This window comes from Streptomyces sp. NPDC051636 (assembly GCF_044453765.1).
Lineage (GTDB): Bacteria > Actinomycetota > Actinomycetes > Streptomycetales > Streptomycetaceae > Streptomyces.
This window is the reverse complement of record NZ_JBITDA010000003.1, coordinates 1-15,811: the sequence shown is the minus strand read 5'-3', so window position 1 is coordinate 15,811 and position 15,811 is coordinate 1. Positions and strand designations below refer to the sequence as shown.

General features: G+C 71.7%; 12 protein-coding genes and 1 riboswitch. Of the genes, 7 read left to right on the top strand and 5 right to left on the bottom strand.

Annotated elements, in window-relative coordinates:
* The first annotated feature begins 13 nt into the window (after nt 1-13).
* Nucleotides 14-1,642 carry a DUF5691 domain-containing protein gene (locus ACIBBH_RS07030; protein ID WP_399402769.1) on the top strand — a complete coding sequence of 543 codons (1,629 nt, stop codon included), beginning with the start codon at nt 14-16 and terminating at the stop codon, nt 1,640-1,642.
* 50 nt (nt 1,643-1,692) lie between these two features.
* Here the strand turns inward: ACIBBH_RS07030 and ACIBBH_RS07025 are convergent, their stop codons facing one another.
* A complete protein-coding gene (locus ACIBBH_RS07025) occupies nt 1,693-2,109 on the bottom strand; it encodes a cobalamin B12-binding domain-containing protein (RefSeq protein WP_399402767.1) in 417 nt (138 codons plus the stop codon).
* Between the two features lie 287 nt (nt 2,110-2,396).
* Between ACIBBH_RS07025 and ACIBBH_RS07020 the strand changes: the two genes are divergently transcribed.
* Together ACIBBH_RS07020 and ACIBBH_RS07015 are read left to right on the top strand one after the other, a co-directional pair.
* Nucleotides 2,397-3,263: an esterase/lipase family protein gene (locus ACIBBH_RS07020; RefSeq protein WP_399402765.1), complete on the top strand. Its 867-nt coding sequence runs from the start codon at nt 2,397-2,399 to the stop codon at nt 3,261-3,263.
* Between the two features lie 256 nt (nt 3,264-3,519).
* Nucleotides 3,520-5,013: a peptidoglycan DD-metalloendopeptidase family protein gene (locus ACIBBH_RS07015; RefSeq protein ID WP_399402763.1), complete on the top strand. Its 1,494-nt coding sequence runs from the start codon at nt 3,520-3,522 to the stop codon at nt 5,011-5,013.
* 42 nt (nt 5,014-5,055) lie between these two features.
* Here ACIBBH_RS07015 and pcrA read toward each other — a convergent pair whose 3' ends face one another.
* A complete protein-coding gene (gene pcrA, locus ACIBBH_RS07010) occupies nt 5,056-7,542 on the bottom strand; it encodes a DNA helicase PcrA (RefSeq protein WP_399402761.1) in 2,487 nt (828 codons plus the stop codon).
* A gap of 227 nt (nt 7,543-7,769) precedes the next feature.
* Nucleotides 7,770-7,944: riboswitch (cyclic di-AMP (ydaO/yuaA leader) on the top strand.
* Between the two features lie 7 nt (nt 7,945-7,951).
* Between pcrA and ACIBBH_RS07005 the strand changes: the two genes are divergently transcribed.
* Nucleotides 7,952-9,115 carry an NlpC/P60 family protein gene (locus ACIBBH_RS07005; RefSeq protein WP_399402759.1) on the top strand — a complete coding sequence of 388 codons (1,164 nt, stop codon included), beginning with the start codon at nt 7,952-7,954 and terminating at the stop codon, nt 9,113-9,115.
* Nucleotides 9,116-9,947: 832 nt separating this feature from the next.
* On the opposite strand, the gene ACIBBH_RS07000 is transcribed toward ACIBBH_RS07005, so the two are convergent.
* On the bottom strand, nt 9,948-10,301 hold the full coding sequence (locus tag ACIBBH_RS07000; RefSeq protein ID WP_399402757.1) for a hypothetical protein: 354 nt from the start codon (nt 10,299-10,301) through the stop codon (nt 9,948-9,950).
* Between the two features lie 373 nt (nt 10,302-10,674).
* Here ACIBBH_RS07000 and ACIBBH_RS06995 point away from each other — a divergent pair, with 373 nt between their 5' ends.
* On the top strand, nt 10,675-11,736 hold the full coding sequence (locus ACIBBH_RS06995) for an NlpC/P60 family protein (protein WP_399403625.1): 1,062 nt from the start codon (nt 10,675-10,677) through the stop codon (nt 11,734-11,736).
* A gap of 3 nt (nt 11,737-11,739) precedes the next feature.
* Here ACIBBH_RS06995 and ACIBBH_RS06990 read toward each other — a convergent pair whose 3' ends face one another.
* Complete coding sequence (locus ACIBBH_RS06990) at nt 11,740-12,483, bottom strand: LuxR C-terminal-related transcriptional regulator (RefSeq protein ID WP_399402755.1); 744 nt, start codon at nt 12,481-12,483, stop codon at nt 11,740-11,742.
* The gene (locus tag ACIBBH_RS06985) at nt 12,480-13,772 is read right to left on the bottom strand and encodes a PspC domain-containing protein (protein ID WP_399402753.1); all 1,293 of its coding nucleotides are present in this window, start codon (nt 13,770-13,772) and stop codon (nt 12,480-12,482) included. The genes ACIBBH_RS06990 and ACIBBH_RS06985 overlap by 4 nt, the downstream gene beginning before the upstream one ends.
* Nucleotides 13,773-13,950: 178 nt before the next feature.
* Here ACIBBH_RS06985 and ACIBBH_RS06980 point away from each other — a divergent pair, with 178 nt between their 5' ends.
* Both ACIBBH_RS06980 and ACIBBH_RS06975 read left to right on the top strand, forming a co-directional pair.
* Complete coding sequence (locus tag ACIBBH_RS06980; RefSeq protein ID WP_399402751.1) at nt 13,951-15,321, top strand: PspC domain-containing protein; 1,371 nt, start codon at nt 13,951-13,953, stop codon at nt 15,319-15,321.
* The gene (locus tag ACIBBH_RS06975) at nt 15,308-15,556 is read left to right on the top strand and encodes a hypothetical protein (protein ID WP_399402750.1); all 249 of its coding nucleotides are present in this window, start codon (nt 15,308-15,310) and stop codon (nt 15,554-15,556) included. Before ACIBBH_RS06980 ends, ACIBBH_RS06975 begins: the two co-directional genes overlap by 14 nt.
* Nucleotides 15,557-15,811: the final 255 nt, after the last annotated feature.

Genomic DNA, 15,811 nt, shown 5'->3' with positions numbered 1-15,811 from the left:
CGAGAGGCACGTCATGAACAGCACCCCCGCTCCGGCGGACTCGCCCGCAGCGGGCGCCTGGGAGGAGCTCGTCACCACGGCCCTGCTCGGTACCGACCGGCGGCCGCCGGCGGGCAGCGCCCCGGGGACCAACGCGCCGGTGGCGCTGCTGGACTCGGCGGCCGTGGAGACCGTACGGCGGCGGGCCGGGCTGCGGCCGGCGCCGGCGGCCCCGCGGCCACAACCGGCGCCCGGGGACCCGCGCCCCGCGCTGCCCGGCCCGGCGGCGCGCAGGCTGGCGACGCTGCTGGCCGACCGCCCCGGCCCGGGCGGCGGCCGCCGGGGCACCTCGCCGGATCTGATGGAGCTGCTGCCCCAGTGGCTCGCGGCGGCGAACGCGCACGGCTACGCCCCGCCTCCGCAGGCGCTGCCCGCGCTGCTGGACGCGGCCCGGGGACGTACGGACCTGCGCCCGGCGGTGCTGGCGTTCGCGGGGCCGCGCGCGCTGTGGCTGGCCCGGCTGAACGCGGACTGGCGGTTCGCCCTGCGCGCGGCGCCCGGCGGCGGCGCGGCGCTGCCGGACCCGGACGACGCCGACGAGGTGCGACGGCTCTGGGAGGAGGGGCTGTTCGCCGAGCGGGTCGCGCTGCTAACGGCGATCCGGGCGCACAGGCCCGCGGTCGGGCGCGAGTTGCTTGCGGGCACCTGGGCAACGGAGCGCGCGGAGGACCGGCTGATGTTCCTCGACTCGCTGCGCACGGGGCTGTCCGCCGAGGACGAGCCCTTCCTGGAGCAGGCCCTGGCCGACCGCAGCCGCAACGTACGGGCGACGGCGGCCGAGTTGCTCTCCGCGCTGCCCGGTTCGGCGCTCGCCGCCCGGATGGCGGTCCGGGCGGGGGCCTGCGTGGCCATCGATCACACACGGGACACGCCGACGATCGCGGTGGAAGCGCCCCTTGAGTGCGACACGAGGATGGAGAGAGACGGTGTAGTGCCCAAACCTCCTACGGGCAGAGGAGAACGGTCGTGGTGGCTGGGCCAGTTGGTGGAGGCCGCCCCGCTCGGGGCCTGGCCGGCACGGCTCGGCGGGCGCACGCCTCAGGAGATCGTGGCGCTGCCGGTCGCGGACGACTGGCAGGGCGAGCTGCACGCGGCCTGGTGCCGCGCGGCGGTGCGGCAGCGGGACGCCGAGTGGGCCCGGGCGCTGCTCGGCTCGCCCTCGGCGCCCGAGGCGGGCGGTCCCGGGGCGGTCTCCCTGGCCGAGCGCGCCAAGCTGTTGGGCACGCTGGACGCCGGGGAACGGGCCGCGTGGGTGGCCGGGTTCATCGCGACGCACGGGCTGTCGGAGGCGTTCCAGTTGCTCGGGGTGTGCGCGGTGCCGTGGGCCGAGCCGCTCGGGCAGGCGGTGGTGGACGCTCTCAACATCGCGCGGGACGCGGGGAGTTATCCATGGAGTTTCAGTGGTGTGATGGGCCTGGCCGAGCGGTGCCTGGATCCGGCGGAGGCGTCACGGCTGGACGGGCTGCTGGCGGTGCCGGACGAACCGGAGGACGCGTCGCCGGGGGCCGGGGGGTACTGGGCGGAGGCCTTCCAGCGGCTCGTGACGACATTGCGCCTGCGCGCGGCGATGGCCGACGAGCTGGGTTCGGCCGAGGCGCACTGAACAGCGCCCGGCATGGTGCGCCGGCCCTCCGGGCACACCCGCCGGAGGTGCTACGCCCCCGCGGGCTGACGCACGTTCTCCCGCACCCACTCCACGATCGACGCCGTGGTCGCCCCGGGCGTGAAGATCTCCGCGACGCCCTTCTCCTTCAGCGGGGCGATGTCCGCCTCGGGGATGATGCCGCCGCCGAAGACCAGGATGTCCTCGGCGTCGCGCTCCTTGAGGAGGTCGATGACCGCCGTGAAGAGGGTGTTGTGGGCGCCGGAGAGGATGGACAGGCCGATCGCGTCGGCGTCCTCCTGGATCGCGGTGTCGACGATCTGTTCCGGCGTCTGGTGGAGGCCGGTGTAGATGACCTCCATGCCGGCGTCGCGCAGCGCCCGCGCGATCACCTTGGCGCCGCGGTCGTGGCCGTCGAGCCCCGGCTTGGCCACCACCACGCGGATCGGACCGGCTGCCACACCCATCGCTGCCTCCATGAAGCGAGAAGTGAACGAACGTTATCCACAGCATCCCTCAACCGCCAGTTTCACGGTGCTGACCGAGGGGGAAATCACACGGTGGGACACGTTCGGGAGCCGCGGCGTGGTCCACGGGGTCACGAAGGGCACGTCGGGCAGGACGCCGCGGGCGCCGCACGCCCCACGCATCTCTCGCGGGCCGCTCGCGCCCCGTTGGCCACGTTCCCCGCGGAATCCCACGAGGGCACACGGGGGACGGAGCCGTTCTCCTGCGTGCGGGCAGGAGGCCGGCCATGAAGGTCACCAGGGCACTGGAACCCATACTTCCGCTCTGCCGCCGCCTCGTGCCGGACAGACTCGCGGGGCTCTCCCTGGCTCTGCTGAAGGCGACCGCCCTGGAAGCCGCCATCCTGGCGGGGCATGTGCTGCTCTATCCGACCGGCATCATCCAGGAGCACCGCTCCCCTGCCGTGGCGGTGCCCGCGCCGGGCGGCGCCAAGCTGCCGGTCCAGGAGCGGCCCCCGGTCGTCCTGCTGCACGGCTTCATCGACAACCGCTCGGTCTTCGTGCTGCTGCGCCGCAGTCTCCTCCAGCACGGCAGGCAGCGGGTCGAGTCGCTCAATTACTCGCCGCTGACCCGGGACATCCGTGTCGCGGCGGAGCTGCTGGGCCGGCACATAGAGGAGGTCTGCGAGCGGACCGGCAGCCCCCAGGTCGACGTCGTGGGCCACAGCCTCGGCGGACTGATCGCGCGCTACTACGTGCAGCGGCTCGGCGGTGACCTCCGGGTCCGTACGCTCGTGACGCTCGGCAGCCCGCACGGCGGCACCCGGGCCGTGCCGCTGGCGAACGCGCACCCGATCGTGCGCCAGATGCGCCCCGACTCGGAGCTGATCGAGGAGCTGACCCGGCCCGCGCCCGGCTGCCGTACGTACTTCGTGAGCTTCTGGAGCGACCTCGACTCCCTGATGGACCCGCTGGAGACGGCCCGTATCGACCACCCCGACCTGATGGCCCTGAACGTGCCGGTGACCGGGATCGGGCATCTCGCCCTGCCCGTCCACCCGGCCGTCGCCGCCGGGATACGGCAGGCCCTCGACACCGAGCGGCCGACGGCGGGGGCCGCGAAACGCCGGGGCGGGCTCACGGTCGCTTCTTGACCCCGGCTTGACGGCGGACGTGCCGGACGGCGCAACAGCCGCCCGGCACAGCCCGCTTACGGGCCCGGACAGCCGCCTGGCATCGAACACTCTTCGAACGCAAAGCCAAACCCGTGCCCGCCGTCCCCCGAAACACGGCCGATTGCCCGTTTCCTTCGCACGCGAAACCGGCCGAAGATTGTCGCGCCCGCGTACCGCCGGGTACAGTCGCCGCACTGCTCTGCCAGCCCCTGTTGTCGAGGCGAAAGAGAAGTTGGTGAACGACCGTCACCCGTCGGGGACCACGACCACCCCGGCTCCGGCTTCCGACGCCGCCTCCGCGCACTACGCGACCCACGGGGGCCAGGAAGCCCACTACGGCGACTTCACCACGTACGGCGACTACGGCGCCACCGATTTCCACACCGGCGCCCACGCCACCACGACCTTCGAGACCGACCCGCTCTTCGGCAACATCCCGGGCGAGGACCACGCCACCGGCGCGTACGACACCACCCAGTGGGCGACCGGCGGCCACCAGACCGGCCACTACGACCCGTACGCGGCCCAGCACCACACCGCCTACGACTCCGGCACCTACGACTCCACCGCCTGGACGACCGGTCACCAGCAGCTCGCCGGTGTCCCGCACCAGGCCACGGCCCCGGACACCAGCGGCCAGTGGGACGCGAGCGCCTGGCTCCGGCCCGACCAGGCCGGTGCCGCCGCCGACCTCACCCAGCAGTGGGAATGGGGCACGCAGGCCTTCGACACCGGCGCGTACGACGCCACGCAGTGGAACTCCGACGGCACCGCCGCCGAGCCCGAGCAGCAGCCCGAATCCTTCGAGCAGCCCTTCGACCAGCAGGCGACCGCCACCTTCGAGCAGGTCCCCTACGAGGAAGCCGCCCAGGAACACCCCGCGGACGACGGCGAGTCGGCCGCCACCGGCGAGCTGCCCACCGTCGCCCCGCTGCTCGACGACCAGGAAGAGATCACCCCGGCCCCGCCCCGGGCGGGCTCCCGGAGTGCGGCGCGCTCCCGCCGCCGTACGCCTCCCAAGCGCTCGGCGCTGCTGACCGTCGCCGTGCCCTCGGCATGCGTCATGGGGGTCGCCGGAATCGCCGCCGCCTCCGTCGGCAGTCTGACCGACGGCGGCAAGGGCACGACGGCCGCCGCTTCGGACACGCATGCGGTCAAGCCGTCCGTCGCCAACAGCAAGCTTGACACCCAGCTCAAGACCCTCTCCGCCGGCGCCGACGACTTCGCCGACCGGGCCAGCCGGACGCAGGAACGCATCGACCTCAAGGCCCAGCAGGAAGCCGAGAAGAAGAAGGCGGCGGCGGAGGCGGCCCGCAAGGAGCGGCTGCGCCCCAAGTACGTCCTTCCGGTCACGCAGAAAGGGCTCAGCGCCTATTTCGGGCAGGCGGGCGTGAACTGGATGTCCGTGCACACCGGCATCGACTTCCCCGTCGCGTACGGGACGACCGTGATGGCCGCGACCGACGGCACCGTACGGACGCAGTGGAACAGCGCCTACGGCAACATGATGATCCTGACGGCGAAGGACGGCACGGAGACCTGGTACTGCCACCTCTCCAGTTACCGGGTTCCCTCCGGTACGAGCGTCAAAGCCGGGCAGCCGATCGCGTACTCCGGGAATTCCGGCAACTCCACCGGCCCGCACCTGCACTTCGAGGTCCGGCCGGGCGGCGGGGCGGCCATAGACCCGCTGCCGTGGCTGCGCAGCCACGGGCTCGACCCGACGTAGGCCCCGGGGGACGCACCCCCGGACCCTTGCCGCCCTGACGTCTTACAGCTTCTCCACCGGCGCGTACCGCAGCAGCAGCCGCTTCGGCTTGGCGTCACCGAAGTCGATCGTCGCCTCGGCGTTCGCGCCCGTGCCCTTCACCGCGACGACCGTGCCGAGCCCGAACTGGTCATGCGTCACCCGGTCCCCGACGGCCAGGCCCACCACCGGCTTCTCCGAGGTGCGGCGCGTGGCGAAACCGGACGCGCCCGACGCCGAGGAGCGCGAGCGGGACGACGACAGCGAGGCCGCCACTCCCGACGCCGGTCCCGAGGACACCTGGGCCGCCGCTCCCTTCCGCTTCCACTCCACATGCGCGGGCGGGATCTCCTCCAGGAAGCGTGAGGGCGGGTTGTACGACGGCTGGCCCCACGCGCTGCGCATCGCCGACCGGGTCAGATACAGCCGCTCCCGCGCACGCGTGATGCCGACGTACGCCAGGCGCCGCTCCTCCTCCAGCTCCTTGGTCTGGCCGAGGGCGCGCATGTGCGGGAAGACGCCGTCCTCCATGCCGGTGAGGAACACGACCGGGAACTCGAGGCCCTTTGCGGTGTGCAGGGTCATCAGGGTGATGACACCGGAGCCGTCCTCGTCCTCGTCGGGGATCTGGTCGGAGTCGGCGACCAGCGCCACCCGCTCCAGGAAGTCGGAGAGCGAGCCCGGCTCCTCGCCCTCACCGGCCTCCTGCTCGAACTCCAGTGCCACCGCCGCGAGTTCCTGAAGGTTCTCGATGCGGGTCTCGTCCTGCGGGTCGGTGGAGGCCTGCAACTCGGCCAGATACCCGGTGCGTTCGAGCACCGCCTCCAGGACGGTCGCCGGGCCCGCGCCGGACTCGACGATCGTACGGAGGTCCTCCATCAGCGTGTTGAACCGCTTGACGGCGTTCGTGGAGCGCGCGGCCATGCCGTACGCCTCGTCGACGCGCTTGAGCGCCTGCGGGAAGCTGATCTTCTCGCGCTGGGACAGGGCGTCGATCATCGCCTCGGCGCGGTCGCCGATGCCCCGCTTGGGGACGTTGAGGATGCGGCGCAGCGGGACCGAGTCCTCCGGGTTGGCGAGGACGCGCAGGTAGGCCAGGACGTCCCGGACCTCCTTGCGCTCGTAGAAACGGACGCCGCCGACGACCTTGTAGGGCAGGCCGACGCGGATGAAGACCTCTTCGAAGACACGGGACTGGGCGTTGGTGCGGTAGAAGACGGCGACGTCCCCGGCCTTCGCCTCGCCCGCGTCCGTGAGGCGGTCTATCTCGTCGGCGACGAACTGCGCCTCGTCGTGCTCGGTGTCGGCGACGTACCCGGTGATGCGGGCGCCCGCGCCCGCGTTGGTCCACAGGTTCTTCGGCCGGCGGGACTCGTTGCGCTCGATGACCGCGTTGGCCGCCGAGAGGATCGTCTGGGTGGAGCGGTAGTTCTGCTCCAGCAGGATCGTCGTCGCGTCCGGGTAGTCCTCCTCGAACTGGAGGATGTTGCGGATGGTCGCGCCGCGGAAGGCGTAGATCGACTGGTCGGCGTCACCCACCACGCACAGCTCGGCGGGCTGCAGGTCGTCCTCGGCGGGCGGTACGTCCACCGGGTGCCCGGCGGTGCCGACGAGTTCGCGCACGAGGGCGTACTGGGCGTGGTTGGTGTCCTGGTACTCGTCGACCAGGACGTGGCGGAACCGGCGGCGGTAGTGCTCGGCAACGTCCGGGAACGCGCGCAGCAGGTTGACCGTCGTCATGATCAGGTCGTCGAAGTCCAGGGCGTTGGCCTCGCGCAGCCGCGACTGGTAGAGGGCGTAGGCCTGGGCGAGGGTCTTCTCGAAGCCGTCGGTGGCCTGGGCGGCGAAGTCCTCCTCGTCGATCAGCTCGTTCTTCAGGTTGGAGATCTTGGCGCTGAAGGACTTCGGCGGGAAGCGCTTGGGGTCGAGGTCCAGATCGCGGCAGACCAGGGCCATCAGGCGCTTGGAGTCGGCGGCGTCGTAGATCGAGAACGACGACGTGAAGCCGAGTTTCTTGCTCTCCCGGCGCAGGATGCGCACGCACGCGCTGTGGAAGGTCATCACCCACATCGCGTTCGCGCGCGGGCCGACGAGCTGCTCGACCCGCTCCTTCATCTCGCCCGCGGCCTTGTTGGTGAAGGTGATCGCGAGGATCTGCCCGGGGTGCACGCCCCGCTCGCCCAGCAGGTAGGCGATGCGATGGGTGAGTACGCGGGTCTTGCCGGAGCCGGCGCCGGCCACGATGAGCAGCGGGGAGCCGGAGTGGACGACGGCGGCCCGCTGGTTGTCGTTCAGCCCCTCCAGGAGCGCGGCCGAGTCGACGGCCGGGCGGTGGGCGCCGTCGCGGTAGTAGGCGTCCCGGTCCGGCGGCACGTCGAACTTCCCCCCGAACAGATCGTCCGGAACCGGCTCCGGAGCGTGCTCGTCCTCGGGCGGTGGCGGGGGCTCCTCCTCGTGCCCGCGAGGGGCCTGGAGGTCCGCCAGGAAGCTGTCGTCAAAGAGGCTGCTCATCGCTCTCCGAGTCTAGGGCGCCCCACCGGCAACCGGCCGCCGCCCCGGGAAATGACCGGATTCCCCGCCGCTCACTCTGCGGAGCCGCACTGTCACCCGAAATGGATCTCTGCCCCGGGTCACAGAAATGTATCGGGCATATCGTGCATCAATCTTCACATGAGCCACAGGAGTTGGCTACCGTGCCGGGCGGGCCGCACGCCCCCACCGGCGAACGTCGCCGGGCCGCGCGGCCTCCGCCGAGTCCGGCGCGCCGCCCTGCGGCGACCGGAGCCGGGGACCCAACCGAACTTGGGGTGAATCGGTCCGTCTCCCTCCGGGAGAAGGGCCGTAGGGCAACCCTTCCGAACCACCCGCCCGAACCCGACAGCTAACCCGGTAGGCGGAACATTGGAAGGAGTCGCCTCCCTTGGCGTCGCACCGCAAGCGTCCCTCGGGTGTGGCTGGTATACGCACCCCCGCCCTCGCCACCGCCGCGCTCACCTCCATGGCCCTGCTCTCCCAGACGGCCGACGCCACCCCGTCCGCTGACGGTGACAAGCCGAGCCTTGAGGAGGTCGAGAAGAAGGTCGACGACCTGTACCGGCAGGCGGAGTCGGCGACCGAGAAGTACAACGCGGCCAAGGAGAACACCGGTAAGCAGCGCAGACGGGTCGACGCCCTCCTCGACGAGGTGGCCAAGCGCACGGAGAAGCTCAACAAGGCGCGCGAGAAGCTGGGTTCGTTCGCCGCGGCCCAGTACCGGACCGGGGCCACCGCCCCCGACACCGCCACCTTCCTGCTCGCGGACACCCCGCAGGACTACTTCGACCAGACGCAGCTGATGAGCCGGCTGACCTCCCGGCAGAAGGACGCGGTCGACGACTACGTCACCCAGCAGTCCGCGACCATGAAGAAGCGGCAGGAGGCGACCAAGAGCCTCGAGACGCTGACCGAGTCGCGGAACGACCTGCAGACCGCCAAGGCCACCGTCCAGAAGAAGCTCGCCACCGCACGGGAACTGCTGTCCACGCTGACGGCCCAGGAGAAGGCGCGGCTCGCGGCGATCGAGAGGCAGAAGCGGGAGGAGGCCGCGCGCAAGGCGGCGGAGCTCGCGAAGCAGCAGCAGGAGGCGGCGGCGGCGCAACAGGACAGCTCGTCGTCCGACTCGTCGGGCTCGTCGGGCTCGGCGAGCGGAACCTCGTCCGGCTCCTCCGGCACGTCGCCCTCGTACGCCACCATGGCCGACAAAGCGATCGCGTTCGCCCGTGCCCAGATCGGCAAACCCTACGTCTGGGGCGCCACCGGCCCCGGCTCCTACGACTGCTCCGGCCTGACCCAGGCCGCCTGGAAGGCCGCCGGCGTCAGCCTGCCGCGCACCACCTACGACCAGGTCGAGGCGGGCACCACGGTTCCCCTCGCCGACGCCCAGCCCGGTGACCTGGTCTTCTTCTACGACGATGTCAGCCACGTCGGCATCTACATCGGCAACGGCATGATGATCCACGCCCCCAAGCCGGGTACCTACGTCCGCGAGGAGTCGATCTACTACGGCGGCGAATCGATCATCCACAGCGTGGTGCGACCGGCCTGAGCCCGTTGTAGGCCGGCATGTGGTTCGCCGCTGGCCGCTACGCCTGTCACCACACCAGCGCTCACCAGGGCGGCGCTGACCATGGGCGCCTACGGGTTCCGCGGACTGCAAACCCCGCTCATCCGTAAGCGAGATCCTGTCGCTGGTCCAGGGCCTCTCCATCGGCATGGTGATCGGCCCGGTGATGGCAGCCATTGATCAGCTCCCTGCCGTTGGATCGGGCCGGTGCCGGGTCGACTGTCACCAACACCGTGCGCCAGACCGGCAGCGTGATCGGGAGTCGCAGTTGGCGGCACGATCATGTCGATCGTGTACCGGCGCGCGATCGAACCCTCGCTGAGCGATGCACCCGGGCCGGTGCAGGACCGGGCGCGGGTTTCCGCCCGAACAGGCCCGGCATGTCACCACCGCGGTCCACCGGCCCACTCTTGCGCACGCTGCAGACGATGCGTTTGTTCACGCTGTGCACGTCGGCGCGGCCTGGATCATGCTCATCGCACTCTTCGGAGCAGCTGTGCTGGTGATTTCCTTGCGTCCTGCCGGAAAGCCCACGGGCCGGTACAGGAGCCGGACCGCGATCGAGGAGGCAGCCGCTCCGTGAAGGGGACGACCCGGCATTCCGGGGCCGGTGACCAACCCGCTCAGGAGGGCCATGACGTGGGCAGCCACTGACACAAGGGGAATCGGGCGAAAACTTCCTGATGTCCTGCTTGAACAGTCAAGCCACGTACAAGCAACGGGCCGGCATCGTCCGCCGGTTCCAGGCCGGCAACGGCCCGAGGCGCTCGCCTGGCCCGGTTCGGTCCGCGGCAGGTGACCGAGGGGGGCGCGGTCAGGTCCACAGCACGGCGATGAGGATGTTCGCCGTGGTCAGCAGGCCCACCAGGCCGAAGAGGCTCTTGTCCACCCGCTCCTCGTCCCGCTTCACGTAGACGAGCCCGAGGATCACGATCAACAGGGCCAGCTTAACGCCGATCTTGATCATGTTGACGTCCTGGTCGTCGGCCCGGTTGAGCCCTACCAGGATCACACCGGTGCCCAACATGGCGAGGGCGCCGCGCAGCATGAAGGGGACGAAGCGGGCCTCGCCCCGGCCCATCGCCTTCACCTGGCTCAGGATGCCGCCGAGGATCGCGGCGATGCCGACCATGTGCAGGCCGATGAACAGATTGATGAGTAAGTCCATGGCGCCGCAGTCTAATTGGCCGCACTACATGCGCCCCATAGCATCACTTGACTCTCCCGCGCCCCGGAAACCGCCGCATCGGTCAACGCGCTGCCCGAAGTCGGCGGCTGTGGGCCGGGAGCACGGTCATGCGCGGACACCCGGCGGTCCGGTGACGTCAGTTCCGTACATGGCGTTACCGAGCCGTCACCGTCGGGTTTAGCGTCCTCCACCAGGTGACCGGCTCCCCACCGCCGCCCGGGCCAGGGGCGGCAGTCGGACACCACCGCCGAGAAGGTCCGGCGGCGGCCCGCTCCCCCTGTGCAGGCCGCCGCCGGACGCGTAAACCGCTCCCCCCCCCACGGCGGTCGTACGAGAGGACGTGACGGTCCAGGTGGCAGCACACCGCAAGCCCAGACAGCGCCCGCTCAGCGGAAACACCGCCCGGACGGCGGCGACCATCGCCCTGGCGGGCGCGGCGACCGCGACGGGCTTCGACGGGACCGGACACGCGGCGCCGCAGCTGACGCCGGCCCAGGTCAGGGCGAAGGTGGACAAGCTGTACCAGGAGGCGGAGACCGCCACCGAGAAGTACAACGGCGCGAAGGAGAAGGCCGACACGGCCCAGCAACGGCTGAACACCCTGCGGGACGAGGCCGCCCGCAAGCAGGAGAAACTGAACTCGGCACGCGGGGCGCTGGGTTCGATCGCCGCGGCGCAGTACCGCAGCGGCGGGCTCGACCCGGCGCTGCAACTGGCGCTGTCCGACGATCCCGACCAGTACCTGCGGGGGGCCGCGTTCGCCGAACGGGCCGGCGACCGGCAGACGCAGGCCGTGGCGCGGGTACGGAAGCGGCTGCGGGAGATCGAGCAGCTGCGCGGCGCCGCCCATGCCGAGCTGGCGTCGCTCAGGTCCGAACAGGCGGAGCTGAAGCGGCAGAAGAAGACCGTCACCGGGAAGCTGGACGAGGCACGGCGGCTGCTGGACCGGCTGACCCCGCGCGAGCGGACACGGGTCACCGCGGACGGGACGGGGCCCGCCTCGCGGTCGGCCGCGAACGGTACGCGGGACGCCCTCCCGGCGCCGGGGTCCGTCGCGGCACCCGACTCCCGCGCGGCGGCGGCCGTCGCGTACGCCTACCAGAAGCTGGGCAGCCCCTACGTGTGGGGCGCGACGGGCCCGCACGCCTTCGACTGCTCGGGCCTCGCCCAGGCCGCCTACCGCTCCGCCGGCATCTCCCTGCCCCGGACGACATACGCCCAGATCACCGCGGGCCGCCGCGTCTCTCGGTCCGAACTCGCCCCCGGTGACCTCGTGTTCTTCTACTCCGGCATCAGCCACGTCGGCATCTACGTGGGCAATGGACAGATGATCCACGCGCCGAACCCCTCGGCGCCGGTGCGGCTGGCACCGATCGACGAGATGCCGTTCGCGGGGGCGAGCCGGGTGGTGTGAGGCTTACACCAGCCGTCGGGCCGTCGCCCAGCGGGTCAGCTCGTGCCGGTTGGAGAGCTGGAGCTTGCGCAGGACGGCGGAGACGTGGGACTCGACCGTCTTGACGGAGATGAACAGCTGCTTGGCGATCTCCTTGTAGGCGTAGCCGCGTGCGATGAGCCGCAGCACCTCGCGCTCGCGCTGGGTGAGGCGGTCGAGGTCCTCGTCGACCGGCGGGGCGTCCGTGGAGGCGAAGGCGTCGAGGACGAAGCCGGCCAGGCGCGGGGAGAAGACCGCGTCGCCCTCCTGGACGCGGAAGACGGATTCGACCAGGTCCGTGCCGGTGATCGTCTTGGTGACGTATCCCCGGGCGCCGCCGCGGATCACGCCGATCACGTCCTCCGCCGCGTCCGAGACGGACAGGGCGAGGAAACGGACCGGCCGCTCGGTGTCGGCCATCAACGGGGCGCAGCGGCGCAGCACTTCGACCCCGCCGCCGCCGGGCAGGTGGACGTCGAGGAGGACCACCTCGGGCCGGGTCGCGGTGATCACCGTGACCGCCTGGTCGACGTCGGCGGCCTCCCCGACGACCTCGACGCCGGTCTCCTCGGTCCGGCCGATCTCGGCCTGGACTCCCGTACGGAACATGCGGTGGTCGTCGACGAGGACCACGCGCACGTGGCGCCCGGCCGCGCCGCCCGCGGCCCGGTCCGTCCCGGCCGCCTCCGGCGTCCCTGCCGTGCCGTTCGCCTCGGTCGCGTCGCTCATGACGTCTTCTCCGCCCTCTCCATCTCCAGCTCGACCTCCGTGCCGCCGTCCGGCACCGCCCGCAGCCGGGCCGTACCGCCGTTGCGCTCCATGCGGCCGATGATCGATTCTCTGACACCCATGCGGTCGGCGGGTATCGAGTCGAGGTCGAAGCCCGGGCCGCGGTCACGGACGGACACGAAGACCGTCCTGCCCTCGACTTCGGCGTAGACCTGCACGGCGCCGCCCTCGCCACCGTACTTGGCGGCGTTCACCATCGCTTCGCGCGCGGCCTGCATCTGCGCGCCGATCCGTTCGTCGAGCGGGCAGTCGCCGACCACGACGACCTCGATGGGGACGCCGTGCTTGTCCTCCACCTCGGCGGCGTTGCGCCTCACCGCCTCGGCGAGGGTGGCGGGTTCGTCGGCCTCGTCCTTGCCGTTGCCCTCGGGCTTGTAGAGCCAGGCGCGCAGGTCGCGCTCCTGGGCACGGGCGAGGCGGCGCACCTCGCCCGCGTTCTCCGCGTTGCGCTGGATCAGGGTCAGGGTGTGCAGCACGGAGTCGTGGACGTGCGCCGCGACCTCGGCGCGCTCCTGGGCGCGGATGCGCATCAGGCGCTCCTCGGAGAGGTCCTGGGTCATGCGGACGAGGTAGGGGCCGGCGAGCAGCGTTATGCCGACGAGGACCGCGAGGGCGGCCTGGAGGACGGAGCCGAGGTGGGCGGCGGAGCCCTGCAGGACGAACATGCCGGAGACACCGGCGGTGACCAGCAGGACGCCGGCGACCGCGCGCAGGAGCGTGAGGGTACGGCGGCGTCTGCCGACCTCGGCCCAGCGGGCCCGGCGGGCGTTGTCCGCCTGGCGCCAGACCAGGGCGACGCCCGCGCCGACGAGGACGGCGGGTATCAGATAGGCCTTGGCGGCGCTGCCGAGATTGACGCTGCCCACGAAGACCATGGCCACGACGACCATGAGGAGCAGGGCGACGATCTGGCCCCGGTCCGGCTTGCGGGCAACGAGTCTGCGCCGGCCGTCCGGCGCGGTCTCCGTGCCGACCAGGGACGGCGGCTTCTGGTCGCCGACGCCGCCGACGCCGAGCGGGACGAAGAACCAGAACGCCGCGTACAGCAGCGCGCCGAGGCCGTCGCCCATGAGCAGGCCCACGAAGACGAGCCGCACCCAGATCACGGGCAGCCCGAGGTGCCCGGCGAGGCCCCGCGCCACACCACCGAGCCAGCGGCCGTCGCTGCTGCGGTAGAGCTTGCGCAGGGGCCGCGGGTCGTCGAGGGGCGCTGCTGCGGCTTCCGGCATGCCCACGATGGTCACACGGCCGGAGCAGCGGGGCATCGGGGGCCGGCCCCGAGACACCCCTGATCTTCGGAAAACCGGAGGTCGAACAGGTCCCCGGCGCCGTCTCAGGGCCGATATCAGGGTTCGCCCAGGGTCATCCCGACTGCCGTCGCGGCGGCCCGGCCGTCACCATGGACGCATGACCGATCACGAGCGCGCCGCGACGGGTCCGGGACCCGGCCCCGGCCCGAGCCCCGGCCGGGGCACCGGGCTGGCGGATGCCGTGCCCGCCGCGGCCGAGGCCGCCCGCGGGTTCCGGCGGGACCGGCGGCACAAGATGATCTCGGGGGTGTGCGCCGGGCTCGGGCGGCACACCGACATGGACCCCGTGATCTTCCGGATCACGCTCGCGGTGCTGGCCGCGTCCGGCGGGATCGGGCTCATCTTCTACGGCTTCGCGTGGCTCTTCGTGCCGTACGAGGACGAGGAGGAGAACGAGGTCCGCAAGCTGCTGACCGGCCGGGTCGACGGCCAGGCGCTGGCGGCCGTGCTGTTCGCCCTGGTCGGGTGCGGGGTCTTCCTGACCATGCTGAGGAACGGCGGGGTGCTCACCTTCGCCGTGGTCCTCTCCGTGCTCCTGGCCGGCGCCGGGTACTGGTCGCGGCGGCGCGACGCCCCCGACTCCGATCCGCTGGCCGCCCAAGCCGTCGCCGACGCCCCTCCGGAGGCCCAGGCACCGCCGGTCGCCACCGCCTACCCGTCCTGGTGGCGTGACCCCATCGTCAAGGACGGCACCCACGTCGGCGGCACCGGCTATCTGTGGGGCCCCGGGGACTCGCGGGACCGCGACATCGCGGCGGCGGTCAACATCGGCCGCGGCGACTCCTGGAACGCCTACGACGGCATACGCACTCGGCACACCGCGCCCACCAGGCCGCGCGGCCCGCGCTGGATCGGCGGCTGGGTCTTCCTCCTCGCCCTGCTGGCCGGGGGCCTGCGCACCGGCGCGACGTGGGAGGAGCATCCGCTCGCCACCAGCCTGCAGACCGGCCTGGCCTGGGCGCTGGTCGTCTTCGGACTCGGTATCGCGGTCAGCGCCTTCCTGGGGCGGACGGGGGCCGGATCGGTGTTCCTGGCGATCGTGACGGCGGCACTGCTGATCGGCGCGGCGGCATTGCCCAAGAACATCACCACGCACTGGATACGCACGTCGTGGACGCCCGCCACCGCGACGGACGTGCAGCCGAAGTACGACGTCGGCACGGGCGTCGGCACCCTGGACCTGAGCCGGGTGCGGCCCGGCAGGGGGCAGACGCTGGAGACGCAGGCCGCGGTCGGCGCGGGGCAACTGAAGGTGATCACGCCTGCCGACGTGACCGTGAGGATGAGCATCGACGTGGGTGTGGGCGACATCCGGTTGCCGGGGGACGACAAGAAGGACGTGGACGTGAAGCCGGGCAGGCACAAGGACGTGACGCTGTCGCCGACGGGCGGCGAGAACACCGGCACGATCGACATCGACGTCCAGGTCGGTGTGGGACAGGTGGAGGTCACCCGTGCTGCGTCATGAGTTTCAGCCCGGGAAGCTGGTCGCCGGTTTCTTCCTCACCGTCGCGGGCGTGATCTACGCCGGTGACGCCGGCGGCGCCTGGGAGGCTCCGTGGTTCGCGGGCATCCCCGTCGTCGTGGGCGGGCTGTTCCTGGCGGGCGCGGTGTCCGCCCTGACCCGGGCTGTACGCAGACGGCGCGGCCGGGGCCGCACGCCGGACACGGCACAGACCCCGGAGAGCGACGTCACCGTCTAGCGAGTGCTGTGACCGGACAGGTTGCCGGAAAGCTCGCGGCGTCCGGCGTGGTGCATCGCAAGGCGGAGCATCGCCCGCGCACTGGATGTACCGGGTGATGCGACAACACGGCGAGGTGCCGTGCCGGACGTCGCGAGCCGGTGAACCCATCCGGTCAGCACTAGGCGGTTTCGTTTGGATCATCGGGCGGACCAGAGGAAGATGCCGGCGATGTGGAGTCCGGCGAGGTAGATGGTCGCGGTCTTGTCGTAGCGG

Excerpts from the sequence above, each read along its gene's own strand:
- pcrA (WP_399402761.1), bottom strand. The coding sequence starts at position 7,542 with ATGAGCAGCCTCTTTGACGACAGCTTCCTGGCGGACCTCCAGGCCCCT.
- ACIBBH_RS07000 (WP_399402757.1), bottom strand. The coding sequence starts at position 10,301 with ATGGACTTACTCATCAATCTGTTCATCGGCCTGCACATGGTCGGCATC.
- ACIBBH_RS06980 (WP_399402751.1), top strand. The coding sequence starts at position 13,951 with ATGACCGATCACGAGCGCGCCGCGACGGGTCCGGGACCCGGCCCCGGC.
- ACIBBH_RS06990 (WP_399402755.1), bottom strand. The coding sequence starts at position 12,483 with ATGAGCGACGCGACCGAGGCGAACGGCACGGCAGGGACGCCGGAGGCG.
- ACIBBH_RS07030 (WP_399402769.1), top strand. The coding sequence starts at position 14 with ATGAACAGCACCCCCGCTCCGGCGGACTCGCCCGCAGCGGGCGCCTGG.
- ACIBBH_RS07025 (WP_399402767.1), bottom strand. The coding sequence starts at position 2,109 with ATGGGTGTGGCAGCCGGTCCGATCCGCGTGGTGGTGGCCAAGCCGGGG.
- ACIBBH_RS07020 (WP_399402765.1), top strand. The coding sequence starts at position 2,397 with ATGAAGGTCACCAGGGCACTGGAACCCATACTTCCGCTCTGCCGCCGC.
- ACIBBH_RS06985 (WP_399402753.1), bottom strand. The coding sequence starts at position 13,772 with ATGCCGGAAGCCGCAGCAGCGCCCCTCGACGACCCGCGGCCCCTGCGC.